Annotated in this window: 12 protein-coding genes; 3 read left to right on the top strand and 9 right to left on the bottom strand. The window is 59.3% G+C overall.

Translation table 11 applies throughout. From position 1 onward, the window contains the following. Positions 1-100 precede the first annotated feature (100 nt). The 9 genes from lysS to E4T63_RS05450 all read right to left on the bottom strand — a co-directional run bounded on the left by lysS (position 101) and on the right by E4T63_RS05450 (position 11730). A complete protein-coding gene (lysS, locus tag E4T63_RS05490; RefSeq protein WP_003222049.1) occupies positions 101-1603 on the bottom strand; it encodes a lysine--tRNA ligase in 1503 nt (500 codons plus the stop codon). Between the two features lie 112 nt (positions 1604-1715). Further along, positions 1716-2811, bottom strand: a protein-coding gene (gene prfB, locus E4T63_RS05485) for a peptide chain release factor 2 (protein WP_096795805.1) whose coding sequence is annotated in 2 segments (ribosomal slippage) — positions 1716-2738 and positions 2740-2811 — 1095 coding nt in all. Because the reading frame shifts where the segments join, the coding sequence is not laid out codon by codon here. Positions 2812-3275: 464 nt separating this feature from the next. After that, positions 3276-4277 (bottom strand): diguanylate cyclase domain-containing protein, encoded by a 1002-nt coding sequence (locus tag E4T63_RS05480; RefSeq protein WP_025112221.1) that lies wholly within the window; start codon positions 4275-4277, stop codon positions 3276-3278. 48 nt (positions 4278-4325) lie between these two features. Beyond that, complete coding sequence (locus tag E4T63_RS05475; protein ID WP_098967417.1) at positions 4326-5336, bottom strand: chemotaxis response regulator protein-glutamate methylesterase; 1011 nt, start codon at positions 5334-5336, stop codon at positions 4326-4328. Continuing rightward, a complete protein-coding gene (locus E4T63_RS05470; RefSeq protein ID WP_135295038.1) occupies positions 5333-7627 on the bottom strand; it encodes a hybrid sensor histidine kinase/response regulator in 2295 nt (764 codons plus the stop codon). The genes E4T63_RS05475 and E4T63_RS05470 overlap by 4 nt, the downstream gene beginning before the upstream one ends. After that, the gene (locus E4T63_RS05465) at positions 7624-8319 is read right to left on the bottom strand and encodes a chemotaxis protein CheW (protein ID WP_098967414.1); all 696 of its coding nucleotides are present in this window, start codon (positions 8317-8319) and stop codon (positions 7624-7626) included. The genes E4T63_RS05470 and E4T63_RS05465 overlap by 4 nt, the downstream gene beginning before the upstream one ends. Continuing rightward, the gene (locus E4T63_RS05460; RefSeq protein WP_098967412.1) at positions 8316-9593 is read right to left on the bottom strand and encodes a CheR family methyltransferase; all 1278 of its coding nucleotides are present in this window, start codon (positions 9591-9593) and stop codon (positions 8316-8318) included. Before E4T63_RS05460 ends, E4T63_RS05465 begins: the two co-directional genes overlap by 4 nt. Then, on the bottom strand, positions 9590-10108 hold the full coding sequence (locus E4T63_RS05455) for a chemotaxis protein CheW (protein WP_098967411.1): 519 nt from the start codon (positions 10106-10108) through the stop codon (positions 9590-9592). Before E4T63_RS05455 ends, E4T63_RS05460 begins: the two co-directional genes overlap by 4 nt. Next, a complete protein-coding gene (locus E4T63_RS05450) occupies positions 10108-11730 on the bottom strand; it encodes a methyl-accepting chemotaxis protein (protein ID WP_135295037.1) in 1623 nt (540 codons plus the stop codon). The genes E4T63_RS05455 and E4T63_RS05450 overlap by 1 nt, the downstream gene beginning before the upstream one ends. 526 nt (positions 11731-12256) lie before the next feature. On the opposite strand from E4T63_RS05450, the gene E4T63_RS05445 reads away from it, so the two are divergent. From E4T63_RS05445 to E4T63_RS05435, 3 genes are all read left to right on the top strand, one after another. Continuing rightward, positions 12257-12772: an Hcp family type VI secretion system effector gene (locus tag E4T63_RS05445; protein ID WP_003226246.1), complete on the top strand. Its 516-nt coding sequence runs from the start codon at positions 12257-12259 to the stop codon at positions 12770-12772. 131 nt (positions 12773-12903) lie between these two features. Beyond that, positions 12904-14994, top strand: a complete 2091-nt coding sequence (tssI, locus tag E4T63_RS05440; RefSeq protein ID WP_135295036.1) for a type VI secretion system tip protein VgrG — start codon at positions 12904-12906, stop codon at positions 14992-14994. Then, positions 14991-18263, top strand: a complete 3273-nt coding sequence (locus tag E4T63_RS05435) for a hypothetical protein (RefSeq protein ID WP_135295035.1) — start codon at positions 14991-14993, stop codon at positions 18261-18263. Before tssI ends, E4T63_RS05435 begins: the two co-directional genes overlap by 4 nt. Positions 18264-18307: the final 44 nt, after the last annotated feature.

Genomic DNA, 18307 nt, shown 5'->3' with positions numbered 1-18307 from the left:
CTGGACTTCCTCTGCTATTGCAAAATTAACCAATTGATACATTTGTACCAGACAGGCAATAAAAAGCCGCCTGTTTTAGGCGGCTTTTTAACTGAAACGTTTACGCTTGCGGTCGCATGTGCGGGAACAGGATCACATCGCGGATCGATGGCGAGTTGGTCAGCAACATCACCAGACGGTCGATGCCGATACCTTCACCGGCCGTTGGCGGCATGCCGTACTCCAGCGCGCGCACGAAATCGGCGTCGTAGTGCATGGCTTCGTCGTCGCCGGCGTCCTTGTCGGCCACCTGCGCCATGAAGCGCTCGGCCTGGTCTTCCGCGTCGTTCAACTCGGAATAGGCGTTGGCGATTTCACGGCCGCCGATGAACAGCTCGAAACGGTCGGTAACGTTCGGGTTCTCGTCGTTACGACGGGCCAGCGGCGACACTTCGAACGGGTACTGGGTGATGAAGTGCGGCTGCTCCAGCTTGTGCTCGACCAGTTCTTCGAAAATCATCACCTGCAGCTTGCCCAGACCTTCGAAGCCCAGCACCTTGGCGCCGGCCTTCTTGGCGATGGCGCGGGCCTTGTCGATGTCGTTCAGGTCATCGGCGGTCAGCTCAGGGTTGTACTTGAGGATCGAGTCGAACACCGACAGACGGGCAAACGGCTCGCCGAAGTGGAACACCTTGTCGCCGTACGGCACGTCGGTGCTGCCCAGAACCAGCTGCGCCAGTTCACGGAACAGTTCTTCGGTCAGGTCCATATTGTCTTCGTAGTCGGCGTAAGCCTGGTAGAACTCCAACATGGTGAATTCAGGGTTGTGACGCGTCGAAACGCCTTCGTTACGGAAGTTGCGGTTGATCTCGAACACTTTTTCGAAACCGCCAACCACCAGACGCTTGAGGTACAGCTCAGGCGCGATACGCAGGAACATTTCCATGTCCAGCGCATTGTGGTGGGTTTCGAACGGCTTGGCTGCGGCGCCGCCAGGAATGGTCTGCAGCATCGGCGTCTCGACTTCGAGGAAGTCGCGCTTCATCAGGAAGCTGCGGATGTGCGCGATCACTTGCGAACGCACGCGGAACGTCTGGCGCACGTCTTCGTTGACGATCAGGTCAACGTAACGCTGACGGTAGCGCTGTTCGGTGTCGGTCAGGCCGTGGTGCTTGTCCGGCAGCGGGCGCAGCGACTTGGTCAGCAGGCGCACGTTGGTCATTTCGACGTACAGGTCGCCCTTGCCGGAACGCGCCAAGGTGCCTTCGGCGGCAATGATGTCGCCCATGTCCCAGGTCTTGACGGCGGCCAGGGTGTCTTCGGACAGGGTTTTACGGTTGACGTAAACCTGGATGCGACCGGTCATGTCCTGGATCACCATGAACGAGCCACGGTTGAGCATGATGCGACCGGCAACCTTGACCGGGATTGCAGCCTCGGCCAGCTCTTCCTTGGTCTTGTCCGCGTATTTCTTCTGCAGATCTTCGCAGTAGTTTTCGCGGCGGAAGTCGTTCGGGAAGGCGTTGCCCTTGGCGCGCTCGGCAGCCAGCTTTTCCTTGCGCAGGGCGATCAGGGAGTTTTCTTCCTGTTGCAGGGCTTGCGGGTCGAGTTGTTGGTCGCTCATGTCTTCAGATATTCCATCAGGTTCGTTGCCCCCGGGCCTGGCGGCCAGGGAATCGCCAGCAGGGCTGGCTCCTACAGGGATCGCGTTGCATCAGCGACCCTGCGTGCGTCTTTTACAGCCCCGACTTCAGGCTGGCTTCCAGGTATTCATCGATGTCGCCGTCGAGCACCTTGTCGCAGTCGCTGCGTTCAATGTTAGTGCGCAGGTCCTTGATCCGCGACGCGTCGAGCACGTACGAACGGATCTGGTGACCCCAGCCGATGTCCGACTTGGTGTCTTCCAGCGCCTGGGAAGCGGCGTTGCGCTTCTGCATTTCCTGCTCGTACAACTTGGCCCGCAGCATTTTCATGGCGGTGTCCTTGTTGGCGTGCTGGGAACGCTCGTTCTGGCAGCTGACCACGGTGTTGGTCGGTACGTGAGTAATACGTACGGCCGAGTCGGTGGTGTTTACGTGCTGACCACCGGCACCGGAGGAACGATAGGTGTCGATCCGCAGGTCTGCCGGGTTGATTTCGATTTCGACCTTGTCGTCGATCTCTGGCGAGACGAAAACCGCAGAGAACGAGGTGTGGCGACGGTTGCCGGAGTCGAACGGGCTCTTGCGCACCAAGCGATGCACGCCGATCTCGGTACGCAGCCAGCCAAAGGCGTATTCGCCCTTGATGTGCACGGTCGCGCCTTTGATACCGGCGACTTCACCGGCCGACAGTTCCATGATGGTCGCGTCGAAACCGCGTTTGTCCGCCCAGCGCAGGTACATGCGCAGCAGGATGTTGGCCCAGTCCTGGGCCTCGGTGCCGCCGGAGCCGGCCTGGATGTCCAGGTAGGCGTTGTTCGGGTCCATCTCGTGGCTGAACATGCGGCGGAATTCAAGCTTGGCCAGTGACTCTTCAAGCCCTTGAAGCAGTTCAACGACGTCGTTTACCGCGCCTTCGTCGTTTTCTTCAACGGCCATGTCGAGCAGCTCGCGGGAATCGGCCAGACCACTGGACAGCTCATCCAGGGTGTCGACGATCTGCGCCAGCGATGCTCGCTCGCGGCCCAGTTCCTGGGCGTATTCAGGTTTGTTCCAGACTGCAGGATCTTCAAGCTCGCGATTGACTTCGATCAGACGCTCATGCTTTTGATCGTAGTCAAAGATACCCCCGAATAGTTTCGGAGCGCTCGGACAGGTCCTTGATGGTGTTCAGGATCGGGTTGATTTCCATGACGGGCAGCACTCGTTGGCGAACTTTTGAAAGCCGGCGAGTATAACGTAATCACGCTGTCACGGCAGCCCGTCTGGCGGGTGTGGGGATCATTAAACCCTTTGCCCTCACCCTAACCCTCTCCCAGAGGTAGAGGGGACCGATCGGGGGATATTTGAGAGGTACGCCGACGTGAAAGGGCTTTGCTGAATACGGAAGTGCCAAGCTTGAAGATCCATAATCGACTCGGTCGATCAGGTCGATGTACAGTGCTAGACACCTCGGTCGGCCCCCTCTCCCTTTGGGAGAGGAGACCGATCGGGGGATATTTGAGAGGTACGCCGACGTGAAAGGGCTTTGCTGAATACAGAAGTGCCAAGCTTGAAGATCCATAATCGACTCGGTCGATCAGGTCGATGTACAGTGCTAGACACCTCGGTCGGCCCCCTCTCCCTTTGGGAGAGGGCTGGGGTGAGGGTAAGCGTTTATTCGATTCCGACCTGATTACGGCCATTGTTCTTGGCCAGGTACAACCCACGATCCGCCGCCGAAATCAGCAGCCGGCAATCGCTGCCCGCCTGCGGCACCATGGTCGCCAGACCGATGCTGATGGTCAGGCTCGCCCCGTCGCCCGGGGTGTTGTGCGGAATCTTCAGCGCCGCCACGGTCTGGCGCAGTTTCTCCGCCACCAGCCGCGCGCCGCCTGGCGAGGTGTTCGGCAGCACCAGCGCGAACTCTTCACCGCCGTAGCGTGCCGGCAGGTCCGACGGTCGGGCGCTGGCGTCGCGGATCGCCGTGGCGACCTTGCGCAGCGCCTCATCGCCTTCAACGTGGCCGAAGCTGTCGTTGTAGGACTTGAAGTAATCGACGTCGATCATCAGCAACGACAACTGGCTCTGGTCGCGCAGCGAGCGGCGCCATTCCAGCTCCAGGTACTCGTCGAAGTGCCGGCGGTTGGACAGCCCGGTCAGCCCATCGGAGTTCATCAGCCGTTGCAGCACCAGGTTGGTGTCGAGCAACTGCTGCTGGCTGACGCGCAACGCACGGTAAGCCGCATCGCGCTGCAGCAGGGTCATGTAGGAGCGCGAGTGATAGCGGATGCGCGCCACCAGCTCGATGGTGTCCGGCAGTTTCACCAGATAGTCGTTGGCCCCGGCCGAGAACGCCGCGCTCTTGATCAGCGGGTCTTCCTTGGTCGACAGGACGATGATCGGGATGTCCTTGGTCGCCGGATGATTGCGGTATTCGCGCACCAGACTCAGGCCGTCGAGGCCGGGCATCACCAGGTCCTGCAGAATCACCGTCGGCTTGATCCGCACCGCCTGGGCGATGGCCTGGTGCGGATCGGAGCAGAAGTGGAAGTCGATGTTCTCTTCATTCGACAGCCCACGGCGCACGGCTTCGCCGATCATCGCCTGATCGTCCACCAACAACACCATGGCGGCGTTTTCGTCGGTTTTAATGTCGTCGATCTGTAAATCATTCATGGGCGGTCACCTGAGTACTGCGGGGGCCAGGATTGCGGAATAGCCTGTTCATTTGGGGAATACCTCCAGCAATCGTGGCGCTATCTTTTCCAGTGGACGGATTTCGACGGCCGCATCGATCGCCGCTGCTGCCTTGGGCATGCCGTACACCGCACTGCTTTGCTGGTCCTGCGCGATGGTCAGATAACCCTGCTGGCGCATGAGCTTAAGCCCTTGCGCCCCGTCGCGTCCCATCCCGGTCAATAAAACCCCGACGGCATCGCCGTTCCAATAGCTGGCGACACTTTCGAAAAACACGTCGATCGAAGGCCGGTAGATCTCGTTGACCGGCTCGGCGGTGTAGGCCAGCGTGCCGTTTTTCAATAAACGGATATGGTGGTTGGTGCCGGCCAGCAGCACCGCGCCGGCCTGCGGTGGCTCGCCCTCGCGGGCCAGGCGTACATCGAGGCCACTGGCGCTGGCCAGCCATTCGGCCATGCCCGCGGCAAACACCTGATCCACGTGCTGCACCAGCACGATGGCGGCCGAGAAATGGCGTGGCAGGCCCTTGAGCAGCACTTCCAGCGCGGCCGGTCCGCCGGCAGACGAGCCGATCGCCACCAGCCGCTTGCACGACGCCGAACTGCGGTGGGGCGTCGGCACCGGGCGCGAGCGCGGGGTTTTCTCGCCGATCAGCCAGCCGATGTTGAGGATCTTGCGCAGCAACGGCGCTGCCGCTTCCTGCGCGTTCCCCGCACCAATGGCCGGGGTGTCGACCACGTCCAGCGCGCCGTGGCCCATGGCCTCGAAGACCCGGTGTACGTTCTGCTGGCGGTCGACCGTGACGATAACGATCGCGCACGGGGTTTCGGCCATGATCCGTCGCGTGGCCTCGACGCCATCCATGACCGGCATGATCAGGTCCATCAGGATCAGATCCGGGGTGTTTTCGGCGCACAACCGCACCGCCTCGGCGCCGTTGTTGGCGACCCAGACCACCTGATGCGCCGGCTCGAAGGCCAGCGCGCGGCGCAAAGCCTCCACCGCCAGGGGCATGTCGTTGACGATTGCGATTTTCATGCCCGCGCTCCTCCAATGAGCTCAACCACTGCATCAAGCAGGGCGTCGTCATGAAAACTGGCCTTGGCTAAATAATAGTCGGCGCCAGCGTCCAGTCCACGACGCCGGTCCTCTTCACGATCCTTGTACGAGACCACCATCACCGGCAGCGATTGCAGGCGGTTGTCGCGGCGCAACAGGGTGACCAGTTCGATGCCATCCATGCGCGGCATGTCGATGTCGGTGATCAGCAAATCGAAGTCCTCCGAACGCAGCGCGTTCCAGCCGTCCATGCCGTCCACCGCGACCGCCACGTCATAGCCGCGATTGAGCAGCAACTTGCGTTGCAACTCGCGCACGGTCAGCGAGTCATCGACCACCAGAATCCGTTTGCGCGCCACTTCGGCGGCCTGATTGCCATGGCGAGCAATACGCTCCAGACGCCCGGTGTTGAGCAGTTTGTCCACCGAGCGCAGCATGTCTTCGACATCGACGATCAGCACCACCGAACCGTCGTCGAGCAGCGCCCCGGCGGAAATATCCTGAACCTTGCCCAGTCGCTCATCCAGCGGCAGCACCACCAGCGTGCGCTCGCCGACAAACCGCTCGACCGCCACCCCGTAGATCGCGTCACGCTCGCGAATCACCACGACCTTGAGGGTTTCGCCGCTGCTCTGACTGGCCGGACGATTCAGCAACTGACTGGCCGCGACCAGCCCGACATGCCGACCTTCGTGCCAGAAATGCTGACGGCCCTCGATCTGCACGATGTCCTGTGGCTCCAGATCGCACATGCGTTCGATATGCGCCAGCGGAAACGCATAAGCCTCCTCGCCGACTTCGACCACCAGACTGCGCACCACCGACAGGGTCAGCGGCACTTCCAGGTGAAAGCGGCTGCCCTCGCCCGCCGTCTGCTCCAGCACCACCGCGCCGCGCAGTTGCCGGACCATGTGCTGCACCGCGTCGAGGCCGACGCCACGCCCGGACACTTCGGTCACCGTGTCGCGCAGGCTGAAACCCGGCAAGAACAGGAAGGTCAGCAGTTCTTCTTCGCTCAACTGCGCGGCAGTTTCTGCCGGTGACAATTGGCGTTCAACGATGCTGCGGCGGACCTTTTCCAGATCGACGCCATTGCCATCATCGCTCAATTCCAGCACCAGCAAACCGGCCTGATGCGAGGCACGCAGGCGGATCAGGCCTTCTTCGGACTTACCCTTGAGCAAGCGTTGTTCCGGGGTTTCGATGCCGTGATCGACCGCGTTGCGCAGCAAATGAGTCAGCGGCGCTTCGAGCTTTTCCAGCACGTCGCGATCGACCTGGGTCTTCTCGCCTTCGATCTCCAGCCGCACCTGTTTGCCGAGGCTGCGCCCCAGGTCTCGAACCATGCGCACCTGACCGGTGAGCACGTCGGCAAACGGGCGCATGCGGCAGGCCAGCGCGGTGTCGTAGAGCACTTGGGCGCGCTGGCTGGCTTGCCAGGCGAACTCGTCGAGCTCGGCGTTCTTTTCCGCGAGTAATTGCTGAGACTCGGCCAGCAAGCGCCGCGCATCTTCAAGGGCTTCCTGGGCCTCAAGGCTCAGCGCATGTTCCTTGAGATGCACGTTGAGGCTTTCCAGTGCCCGTAGGCCATTATTCTGCATGCGCCTGAGGCGCTGCATGGTCGCCAGATGCGGTTTGAGGCGCTGGGTTTCGACCAGCGATTTACTCGACAAGTCGAGCAGGCTGTTCAGGCGTTCGGCGGTGACCCGCAACACGCGCTCGCCGCCCTCGGTGGTGCGCTTGTTCTTGCGCGGTGCCGGGTCGGAGGTTTCCAGCGGTGTCTCGATCACTTGCGCCGGGGTTTCAATCGGTGCAGGCGCAGGCGGCGGCGCCTGCATCTGCAATTCGGCCATGGGCAGCGGCGCCACTGCGGGCGCTGCCGAAGGGTCGAGCAGGAGTCCCATCAACGCCACATACGCTTCGATGTCCGGCGCTTGCGGAGCATTGGCCGGCGTGGCGATGCGCATCAACAGATCGGTGCCCTGCAACAACGCATCGATGTGCTCGGGACGCAGCAACAGCCGCCCCTCCTGCGCGCTGACCAGGCAATCTTCCATCACATGGGCGACGCTGACGCCGCTGTCGATGCCGACGATCCGCGCCGCGCCCTTGAGCGAGTGCGCCGCACGCATGCACGATTCCAGATAGTCGGCCTGAGTCGGGTTGCGCTCCAGCGCCAGCAGCCCGCTGCTGAGCACCTGTGTCTGGGCTTCGGCTTCCAGGCTGAACAGCTCCAGCAGCGAGGCGTCGCGCATTTGCTCGGGGGTCATGTGAGGCTCCGGGTCACGGCGGACAGCAGCTGTTCTTCATCCAGCCAACGCAGGCTGCGCCCCCGGAATTGCAGGACACCACGGGTGTATTTGGCGCTGGCCGTGCTGTTGTGCTCAGCGCCGGCACGCGACGCGGCGTCGAGAATTTTTTCATCGATGGCGTGGATGCCGTCGACCTCGTCCACCGGCACCACCACCGGTCCGCCGTGGGCGGCGATGATCAGCATGCGCGGCATGATCCGCGCGCCAGTGGCCGGTGCGGCGTTGCCATCAAGGTCGAGCAACTCGACCAGCGACAGGCACGCGACCAGCGCGCCGCGCACGTTCGCCACGCCGAGCAAGGCCCGCGAACGCTGGTGCGGCAACGAGTGAATCGCCTGCAGCGGCGCTACCTCCACCAGGCTGCGGGTGGCCAGCCCCAGCCATTCCTCGCCGAGGCGGAACATCAGCAGCGAACGGGTTTTCACATCGGTTTCAACCGCCACGGCGACCGGATCGCGTTCGTCCTGCTGCAATGCATAACGGTCCAGCAGGCGCGTGGCGGCGGCGGAATACACCGCGCAGTTACGGCAATGAATATGCTCGGCCAGCAACGGGCACGACTTGTCGCCATGAATACCGATACGGTTCCAGCAATCATCGATGGCCCGGGCGTCTTCGTGGGTGACGTTCAAGGTGTCGGACGGGATCATCGTTTACGCTCACTGTCAGCGGTGCGGCCGCTGCGGGCGGCGCGTTCCTGCAATCGTCTGGCACCGGCGCTGTCACCCTGGGCCTGCAGCAAGGCGGCCAGGTGCATCAACGCTTCGGGGTGTTGCGGTTCAAGGTACAAGGCCTTGCGGTAATGACTCTGGGCTTCGAGCGCGGCACCGGCAACATCGCTGAGCAGACCGAGCCAGTAAAACACCTGCGCCACCGGTTCGTGACTGCGCAGATACTGCTCGCATGCCGCGCGGGCCTCGGCGCTTTTGCCTTCGTTGGCCAGCGCGGCGATGTTGGCGAGCAAGGTCGCCGCGTCCGGGTTGGCGCTTTTGCTGCTGACGGGCAACGGTGCAACGCTGGCAAACGGCCGCGGACGCACCGGCGGCGATACTGGCGGCGGACTGCGCAGCGGTTGGCGCACCGGCAAAGGGGTCGGGGTCGGCAATGCCACAGGTTCGGGCATGGGTTCAGCGTGTCGACTGAAGGCAAACGACTGCGGGATGCCGATCGAGCGCATGCCCAGGCGCCCGAGCAGACTGCCTTCGGCCGGGCCGATGAACAACACGCCATCAACGTGCGTCAGACGCTTGAGCACTTCGAAAACTTGCTTCTGGGTCGGCTGGTCGAAATAGATCAGCAGGTTGCGGCAGAACACAAAATCGAACGGCGGCTCACCCGCCAGCAGCGTCGGATCCAGCACATTGCCGGCCTGCAGGCGCACCTGCTCACGCACCGCTTCGTTGACCCGATGCCCCTCCGGCTCGGCGGTGAAATGACGCTCGCGATAGTCCAGATCCTGACCACGAAACGAGTTCTTGCCGTAAAGAGCCCGCCGCGCCTTGTCCACCGACAGCGGGCTGACGTCCATGCCGTCGACCTTGAACTGATGCGGCTTTAGCCCCGCATCGAGCAAGGCCATGGCAATCGAATAGGGTTCCTCGCCGGTCGAGCACGGCAGGCTGAGGATGCGCAGCGCACGCATGTTGTTCAATTCGTCCAGACGCTTGCGCGCCAGTTTGCCGAGCGTGGCGAAGGATTCCGGATAACGGAAAAACCAGGTTTCGGGGACGATCACCGCTTCGATCAACGCCTGCTGTTCGTCCCGCGAACCTTGCAGCAGTTGCCAGTATTCATCGCTGTGTGCCGCTTGCGAGAGCGTGGTGCGTTGGCGCACCGCGCGCTCGATAATCGCCGGCCCCACCGAGGTGACATCCAGGCCGATGCGTTCCTTGAGGAAATCGAAAAAACGCTGGTCGCTGCTCATGACTGCGCCCCAAGCGGCGCCGGAAACAGCAGGCTGCGCACCGCGTCATCCAGCAAGTCGTTGACCCGCACCCATTGCACCAGCCCCTGGGCATCTTCGCGCACCGGGCCGAGGTACGGCGCCTGACGATTGTCCAGGCCATACGGCTGAAAATCCTCGGGGTTGCAGCGCAGGGTGTCGGTCGCCTGTTCAAGGATCAGCCCGAGCCAGCGCGACGGCTGCCGTTCATCCGGACGGTAATGCACCAGCACCAGCCGCGTACTGGTGCGCGCCTCGGCGGGATGGCCGAAAGTCAGCGCGCTGAGGTCGATGGCCGGTACCACCACACCGCGATAGGCGAACACCCCGGCGACCCAGTTCGGCGCTTGGGCAATCGGCTTCAACGGCAGGCGCGGCAACACTTCCGCCACCTCGGTGGCGCGCAAGGCATAACGCTCGCTGCCGATGCGAAACAGCAGGAACAACGCCTGCTTCGCCACCGGCGCAGCGCTGCGTTTGGCGGTGATTTCGCTCATCAGACTTTGAATCGCGAAACGCCGCTGCGCAGCCCGACGGCCACCTGGCTCAGTTCGTCGATGGCGAAACTGGCCTGACGCAGCGACTCGACGGTCTGGCTGCTGGCGTCGCCCAACTGCACCAGCGCATGGTTGATCTGTTCGGCACCGGTGGCCTGGGCCTGCATGCCTTCGTTGACCATCAACACCCGCGGCGCCAGCGCCTGCACCTGATGGATGATCTGCGACAGTTGCTCGCCGACCTGCTGCACTTCGGCCATGCCCCGGCGCACTTCTTCGGAGAACTTGTCCATGCCCATCACGCCAGCAGACACCGCCGACTGGATCTCGCGGACCATTTGTTCGATGTCGTAAGTGGCGACGGCGGTCTGATCCGCCAGACGCCGGACTTCGGTGGCGACCACGGCAAAACCACGCCCGTATTCGCCGGCCTTCTCTGCCTCAATGGCAGCGTTGAGCGACAGCAGGTTGGTCTGATCGGCGACCTTGACGATGGTCACCACCACCTGATTGATGTTGCCGGCCTTCTCGTTGAGGATCGCCAGTTTGGCATTGACCAGATCGGCCGCGCCCATCACCGAGTGCATGGTGTCTTCCATGCGCGCCAGGCCTTGCTGACCGGAACCGGCGAGCACCGAAGCCTGATCGGCGGCGGTGGATACTTCGGTCATGGTGCGCACCAGATCCCGCGAGGTGGCGGCGATTTCACGTGAGGTCGCACCGATTTCGGTGGTGGTGGCCGCGGTTTCGGTGGCGGTGGCCTGTTGCTGCTTGGAGGTGGCGGCAATTTCGGTCACCGAAGTGGTCACCTGCACCGAGGAGCGTTGGGCCTGGGACACCAGCGAAGTCAGCTCGGTCATCATGTCGTTGAAGCCGGTTTCCACCGCGCCGAACTCGTCCTTGCGATCCAGATTCAGACGGCTGCTCAAGTCTCCGGTACGCATGATTTCGAGGATTTTCACGATGCGGTTCATCGGCGCCATGATCGCGCGCATCAGCAGCAGACCGCAGGCACCGGCCGCGAGCACGGCCACCAGCAGCGAGACGAACATGCTGACCTTGGCCGCCGCTACCGCCTCGTCGATGTTGGCCATGGCCTGATCAGCGACCCGCTTGTTTTCGCCGATGATGTCGTTGAGTTTCATGCGACCGGTGTACCAGGCCGGGGTCAGCTTCTCGGTGAACAGCTTGACCGCGTCGGCTTCCAGATTGCGCTTGTGCAGATCGAGTACCTGATCCTGAATCTGCATGTAGTTGTCGTGATCCTTCTCGAACGCAGCGAACTCGACCCGGTCCTCGTCGGTGGTGACGGTGTTGCGGTAGTTGGTCATCTGCTCCTGCAGGCGCGTCTCGAACGCCTTGTAGTCCGCCGCGTCTTCGCTGCTGATGCCCTGCCCTTCCTTGAGGCCGAGCAGTTCCTGGGTCTGCAGATAACTGTCGACCCACGCGCCGCGGATCATCGAGCTGTAATAGACGCCGGGAACGGCGTCATCACGCACGCTGCTTTCACTGGCTTCGATTTTCAGCAGGCGGGAATACGAAACGACGACCATCAGCAACATGATGGCGATAATCACCGCAAAGCTCGCCAAAATGCGTTGGCGCAACGTCCAGTTCTTCACAGTGATTCCTCGTGCCTAAGTCGAAATGCGGGGAGTATAGCCGAGGGCGGTGTTTCATTTATAAGACGCTTTTTAACCCTCGGGCCGGCCCGACTTGGTTCGCGGGAAGGCTCTGGGGTGGGACTGTCCGACAATCCGGGGCTGGCGTGCCAGTGATGGAATGGCAAAAAGGGGCGCTGGATCGGTCATTTGCGCCCTCGACATCTCGCCAAATAATGGCAATGCGCCTTTATGCGCAACTTCTTGCGCACTTGATCGCGTTTTTTCGCTACTCGAATTGCTACAGAGCCCGTGTGCCGGAGCCTGTAGCCGAGTGCGCAACTTCTTGCACACCACTGCGCAAGAAGTTGCGCACTTTTCGCCTTTTTTTGGCATGAAACATCTTGAAACATGACCTTTAGAGCAGTTTAACCCCCGGATCACGGAGTCCTTGGCAAACCTGGCACGCTCCTTGATAACAGTCAGGCACCCACCGGGCGATTTCGCCTCCCGGGCACCCTAAATTTATCCGCAAGGAGAGCACCCCATGGCAACACCAGCGTACATGTCGGTTACCGGCGAAAAACAAGGCCTGATCACTGCCGGCGCCTTCACCGCCGACTCCGTTGGCAACACCTACCAGGAAGGCCACGAAGACCAGGTTATGGTTCAGGCTTTCAGCCACGACGTGATCATCCCGCGTGACCCACAATCCGGTCAGCCAACCGGTCAGCGCGTTCACAAGCCAGTGATCATCACCAAGGTCTACGACAAGGCTTCGCCTCTGCTGCAAGCGGCTCTGACCTCCGGCGAGCGCATGAGCGAAATCGTTATCCAGTGGTACCGTACTTCGGCTCAAGGTACTCAAGAGCACTACTACACCACCAAACTGGAAGACGCGATCATCGTCGCCATCAACAACAAAATGCACAACTGCCAGGATCCAGGCAACTCGCACTTCACCCACCTGGAAGAAGTGCAGTTCACCTACCGCAAAATCACCTGGACCCACGAAGTATCCGGTACTTCGGGTTCCGATGACTGGCGTGCTCCAGTCGTTTAATTACGGCTGATCGTTACAAGCATCGACCAGCCCTGCTGGTCGATGTTGTTTACGCCCCTCCAGAATTTCGCGTGCGTTGAACCGCCTGACGGTAGTCGACGAACGCCGCTGTACAGCACGAGGAACAAGGGATGTTCGCGCCGGCCAATGAAACCCACTTTGCCCTGACCATCGAAGGGCTCTCCGCCGATTTTCAGGTATTCACCCTGACCGGCCGGGAAGCCATCAGCCAGCCTTTTGTGTTCGAGGTGGAGCTGGTCAGTGAGCAGCCGTCGCTGGACCTCGAAACCCTGCTGCACAAACCGGCCTTTCTGCAGCTGTCGCCCGATGGCAGCGGCATCCACGGCCAGATCTACCGCGCCGCCCAGGGCGATTCCGGCAAGCGCCTGACGCGCTATTCGGTGACCCTGCGCCCGCAATTGTCGTACCTGGCGCACCGCGTCAACCAACGGATCTTCCAGAACCTCACGGTGCCGAAAATCATCGGCATGGTTCTCGAAGAGCACGGCATCCAGAGCAACGCCTACGAATTCAAGACCGGTTCGATCTATCCCGAGCGCATCTACTGCGTGCAATACGATGAATCGGACCTGCATTTCATCCAGCGTCTGTGCGAGGAAGAAGGTATTCACTACCACTTCCAGCACAGCGCCACGGCGCACAAGCTGGTGTTCGGCGATGACCAGACGGTGTTCCCGAAACTCCAGCCTGTGGCCTACCAGCAAGACTCCGGCATGGTCGCCAGTAACCCGGTGATCAAGCGTTTCGACCTGCGCCTGGAAACCCGCACCAGCCGTACCACGCGCCGCGATTACGACTTCGAAAAACCGCGCCTGACCCTGGAAAGCGAAAACCGCGGCGACGCCCTGCCCGATCTCGAAGACTACGACTACCCGGGCCGCTTCATCGACCGCGAGCGCGGCAAGCACTTGGCCAAACGCGCCCTCGAACGTCACCGCAGCGACTTCCAGCTCGCCGAAGGCAAGAGCGATCAGCCGCTGCTGGTCAGCGGCCACTTCCTCGCCCTGACCGAGCACCCGAAGGCCAAGTGGAACGACCTGTGGCTGCTCACTGAAGTCCTGCACGAAGGCAAGCAGCCGCAAGTGCTGGAAGAATCGGTAACCAGCGACACCACCGCACTGAAAGACGATTTCCATCAGGGCTATCGCAACCGCTTCCAGGCAACGCCGTGGGACGTGCCGAACCGTCCACCGCTGCGCCATCCGAAACCGCGCATCCTCGGCAGCCAGAGCGCCGTGGTCACCGGCCCCAAAGGTGAAGAGATCCACTGCGACCAGTACGGTCGGGTCAAAGTGCAATTCCACTGGGACCGCGAAGGCCAGGCCGACGACAAGACCAGCTGCTGGCTGCGCGTCTCCAGTGCCTGGGCCGGCGCCCAGTACGGCGGCATCGCCATCCCGCGTATCGGCATGGAAGTACTGGTCACCTTCCTTGAAGGCGACCCCGATCAACCGCTGATCAGCGGCTGCCTGTACCACAAGGAAAACACCGTCCCGTATGAGCTGCCGGCAAACAAGACCCGTAGCACCTTCAAGACCCTGAGCTCGATGGGGGGCGGCGGTTACAACGAACTGCGCATCGAAGACAAAAAAGGTCAGGAGCAGATCTACCTGCATGCCCAGCGCGACTGGGACGAAAACATCGAGCACGACCAGAAGATCCGCGTCGGCAACGAACGCCACGACACCGTCGAGCAAAACAGCTACACAGAATTCAAGGCCGAGGAACACCACACCGTCTACGAAGACCGCAAAGTCGAGGCCCGCGCCAACGATCACCTGACCGTGGGCGTGAATCAGCACATCAAGATCGGCACCGGTCAGTTCATTGATGCGGGGCAGGAGATTCATCTTGATAGTGGCACCAAAATCGTAATGGAAGCCGGTAGCGAACTGACCCTGATTGGCGGCGGCAGCTTCATCAAGATCGACGCCAGTGGCGTTACACTGAGCGGCCCGGTGATAGACATGAACTCCGGCGGCAGTCCAGTTAGCGGGACGGGAGCTGCAGCGGCACTGCCAGTGCCACCCAAGCCAGCAGATACCGCGCCGGTCGGACAACTCCTGGGCAACGCACCGCTAAATAAACCCGCCGCGAGAAATACCAGCGAAAAAGGTAAAGAGGCCCTCATCGTCGATGTGTGGGGCGATCCCGAATCAGGCAGCCAATTGCAATTGCTGGGGCCAGAGGACAAGGCATGAGTGAGTTCAAGGACAAGTCCATTAACGAAGGAACGCGTAAGAAGGTCGACTACGAGAATGATCAAAAATACCGGCTGGTGCTTAACGTAGAACGTATCGACGGCGGGCACCTGCAGATTCCCGTCATGGTGGACGCGAAAACCACTGAAGAACTGGACAGGTTCCAGAAAAATATTGTGCTTGCAGTCACACCTCTGGCCCGCCTGCCCGGCCACGACAAGCTCAATGAAACGCTGCAGGGCGGCGTGCCGCGGGTGGGTCGCGTCTATGTGTTCCAAAACAACAAGGTTTGGCGTGAACTCGTTACTGATGGTAAAGGGCAGCTGGCCGAAGTCGACCTGGTCCACTGGCGAAAAGTGGCGGATCAAAAAGGCAACGCCGATAAACGTGAGCCAGTAGGCGTCAATCAGCAGTTGATCCTGGTACCGATGATGCTCGACGGCCGCTTTTTGGGTCGACAATTCAGCATGGCTTTTAGTGAAGTTTCCTGGACGTGGGAATACATCACCTGGCTGGAAGAAGACCCGAGCCGAATAAGGGCCCGCAGCCAAAATATGGCCTCCGCCTGGGCAGCAACAGCGGGTGAGACGACGATCTGGAAACCCACATCAATTCACCCCGCGACACCGATCGCAAAACTGACCAAAGGTCTGCGTTCACGCGACTTCAGCATTGAAGCGGCTATGGAAGATCCTGCACAGTTCACGCCGGACTTCGCAGCCTTCAAACCCGATGCGCTAATCGTGAAGCTGCAAAAGCGCAAAGAAGAGCTCGCTCAAAAAATAAAACACGCGCCACCGCCGGCTCTACCGACCCTGGAGGCTGGAGAGGATTTGCTGACCCAAAACGGACTGCGTGGTTACCCGCATCTGATTGGGATGATTCTCGACGATCCGCTATACGAAGTGCGCCACGCGACGACGCAAATTCGCGAATGTGTTGATTATCTGCAGACTCTGAATGCTCTTGTTCCCCATCAGCAACATGGACAATATGCTCAGGTTTTGTACAGCACGCTCGAAGGGCCATTGGCCGACTTAAAAGACAAGGTCGATTTGCCCAAATTGCAGAGTGTCGTATTTGAAGAGGAGCGAAAAAAATGTCGAGAGCAATTGGCCGCAAGACTGGCTCGCCTTATTGAAATAACTGACAGAAAAGTGCATACAGTCCTTCTTGACTGGTGCTATAGAAATGATGAGGGCCTCTTAGAGCCTTACAGTTTAATGACCGAAATACTTGAGGCGCTCAATCAGTTACCTGATCGTTGCGATGCAATGTATACCGGTGAAGGATACAAAGAGATTACTACGTCCGCAAATCGCATTTGCGAGGCCATATTGAAAGGTGAGCACCCGCTTGGCTCACTGTTATTAGCAAAAAACCAGGAACAGCTTCCAGAGACGATAAAACGAATTATCAAACTTCGAAAAACAGCCCAAGCGCCCGACCCAGCATTGACCGGGCTGAGTACTTTGATCCTGACATCCACGTTGACCGGAGCAGTGGATCAGCCAAGTGCGGGGAAGGGTTTCGTTTATTTTCTCGCTGACTTATTCGATAACTTTGGCGCAAGTGTAGTCGCACAAATTGGCAGAATATCTCAAGACGCCTCAAAAATTCAGCTTGATCGTATATTCACGCCCGCATTTTCGACACTCTCAGTGCTACTGCCAAAAGTAGCAACTATAAAACTGATGCAACAAGGCCAAGCGCTCGCACAGGATTATGTTGTTATTGGTGTACAAGGCGCTGGTTTGCGCGGTGGAATCACTGAAGTCGAACGTCAAGCACTAACCAGAAAAAGTTATCGCTATGCGACGCTGCATAATCAATCAGGTGGAATTTTAGGTAGCACAAGTCCACGAACCGGCGGCTCCTCACGACCAAGCCTGCGTAACTTAACCGTAATTGCAATACCCAAGGACCACCCGGACCTGGCAAGTTACAGCGCCTTTCGCGTACAAATGAGTTCAGCTACGCAAGCTTTAGAGAAAAACAAAACAATACCAACACTCATGGTTGCGTTTGCAACATATAATATTTGGGCACAGATAAAAGCCTATAAAGACCTCAACAGTAGTGATGAGACCCTTCGAGGAAGCGCAGGGATAGCCAGCGCAACACTGGATTTATCTGCAGCACTGGGAAGCCACAGCAAGCTACTACTCGGTTCAACGATGGAGCAAAAGTTAACCAAGCCGCGATTTGACATAGCGAAAATCTCCACAAACTGGGCAAAGAATCTAAAAAACCAGACGGGCAGTTCAAAACTACCATTACTTCGTTCGGTAGGCGGTATCGCAACCCTTGGAGGTGCGGTACTGGGCGGATGGGACAGTTACCGATCCTTCAGTCAGGGCGATACTGATGCCGCCGCAGCGTATGGAGTTGTTGCAGTTGGCAGCGGCTTGTGGGGCGCTTATGGATTAGGTCTGGTTGTAAATCCATACATCTTGCTCGCTGGCGTGTTAATGACTGTCGGCGGCACAATTGCTGCGAATATATTCACTGACAGCGATACTGAAATAATCGTAAAAAAAGGCCCTTTTGGGATTCAATTTGCCGAGGCAGGAATGTTGGACAGCCTCATTGGCAAGAGTGATATTTTTACCCATTTAAAAGACCAGAAAATAGCTTATCAGCAACTTCTGGGCATCATCGGGAGACCCCAGATATTTGTTGAGCGCTTATCGCAATGGCGCAAAAAGGCGCCAGCGGCTCATCGAATCGCATTACAAAACGCAGATAACAATCGGTCAAAAAAGCCTGACTCGGCACTGGAATGCGTGCTTCCTGAAAAGCAACTGCTGAATGACAATGACTGGGCTGTAGTTTTGAGCTCGCCTCTACTCGCAATGTTTGAAAATGATAAAAAGTTCCGATTGATCGTACAAGAATTCCAAAGCAAATTAGAGAAGTCTGGATTATTAGCGGTCAAACGGTATCACCGTGTACCGGCGACGAATCCAAAGATCTCTGCCTTACCACTCGATGCGACCAGTGTACTGTACATTCTGTCACCTAGCCTTCCCGTCGTGCACCTTAATCCACTGCAACGCTATAGCTTCGACATGACGGAGGGGCTTAAAATCAGCGCGCAATTTGAACTCAGCGTTAACGAAACAGAAGATATTTTAGTGCTGCCTCAACCTAGCCCAAAAAAATGGAAAGCATTTACTTCTAAAGATCGCCAAACACCTTCGGATAAAATTCCAGCCGAGGACGCACCAGCTTATTGGCAGATTGAGATAATCGAGTCTAAAGTATGATTACAGAAAGAGATACGACTTATACGATTGGAGCATATCGAAGC

It is taken from the genome of Pseudomonas fluorescens (genome assembly GCF_004683905.1).
In the GTDB taxonomy this organism is placed as follows: Bacteria; Pseudomonadota; Gammaproteobacteria; order Pseudomonadales; family Pseudomonadaceae; genus Aquipseudomonas; species Aquipseudomonas putida_A.
The sequence above is the reverse complement of the archived record's forward strand: the minus strand, read 5'-3'. Positions and strand labels throughout refer to the sequence as shown.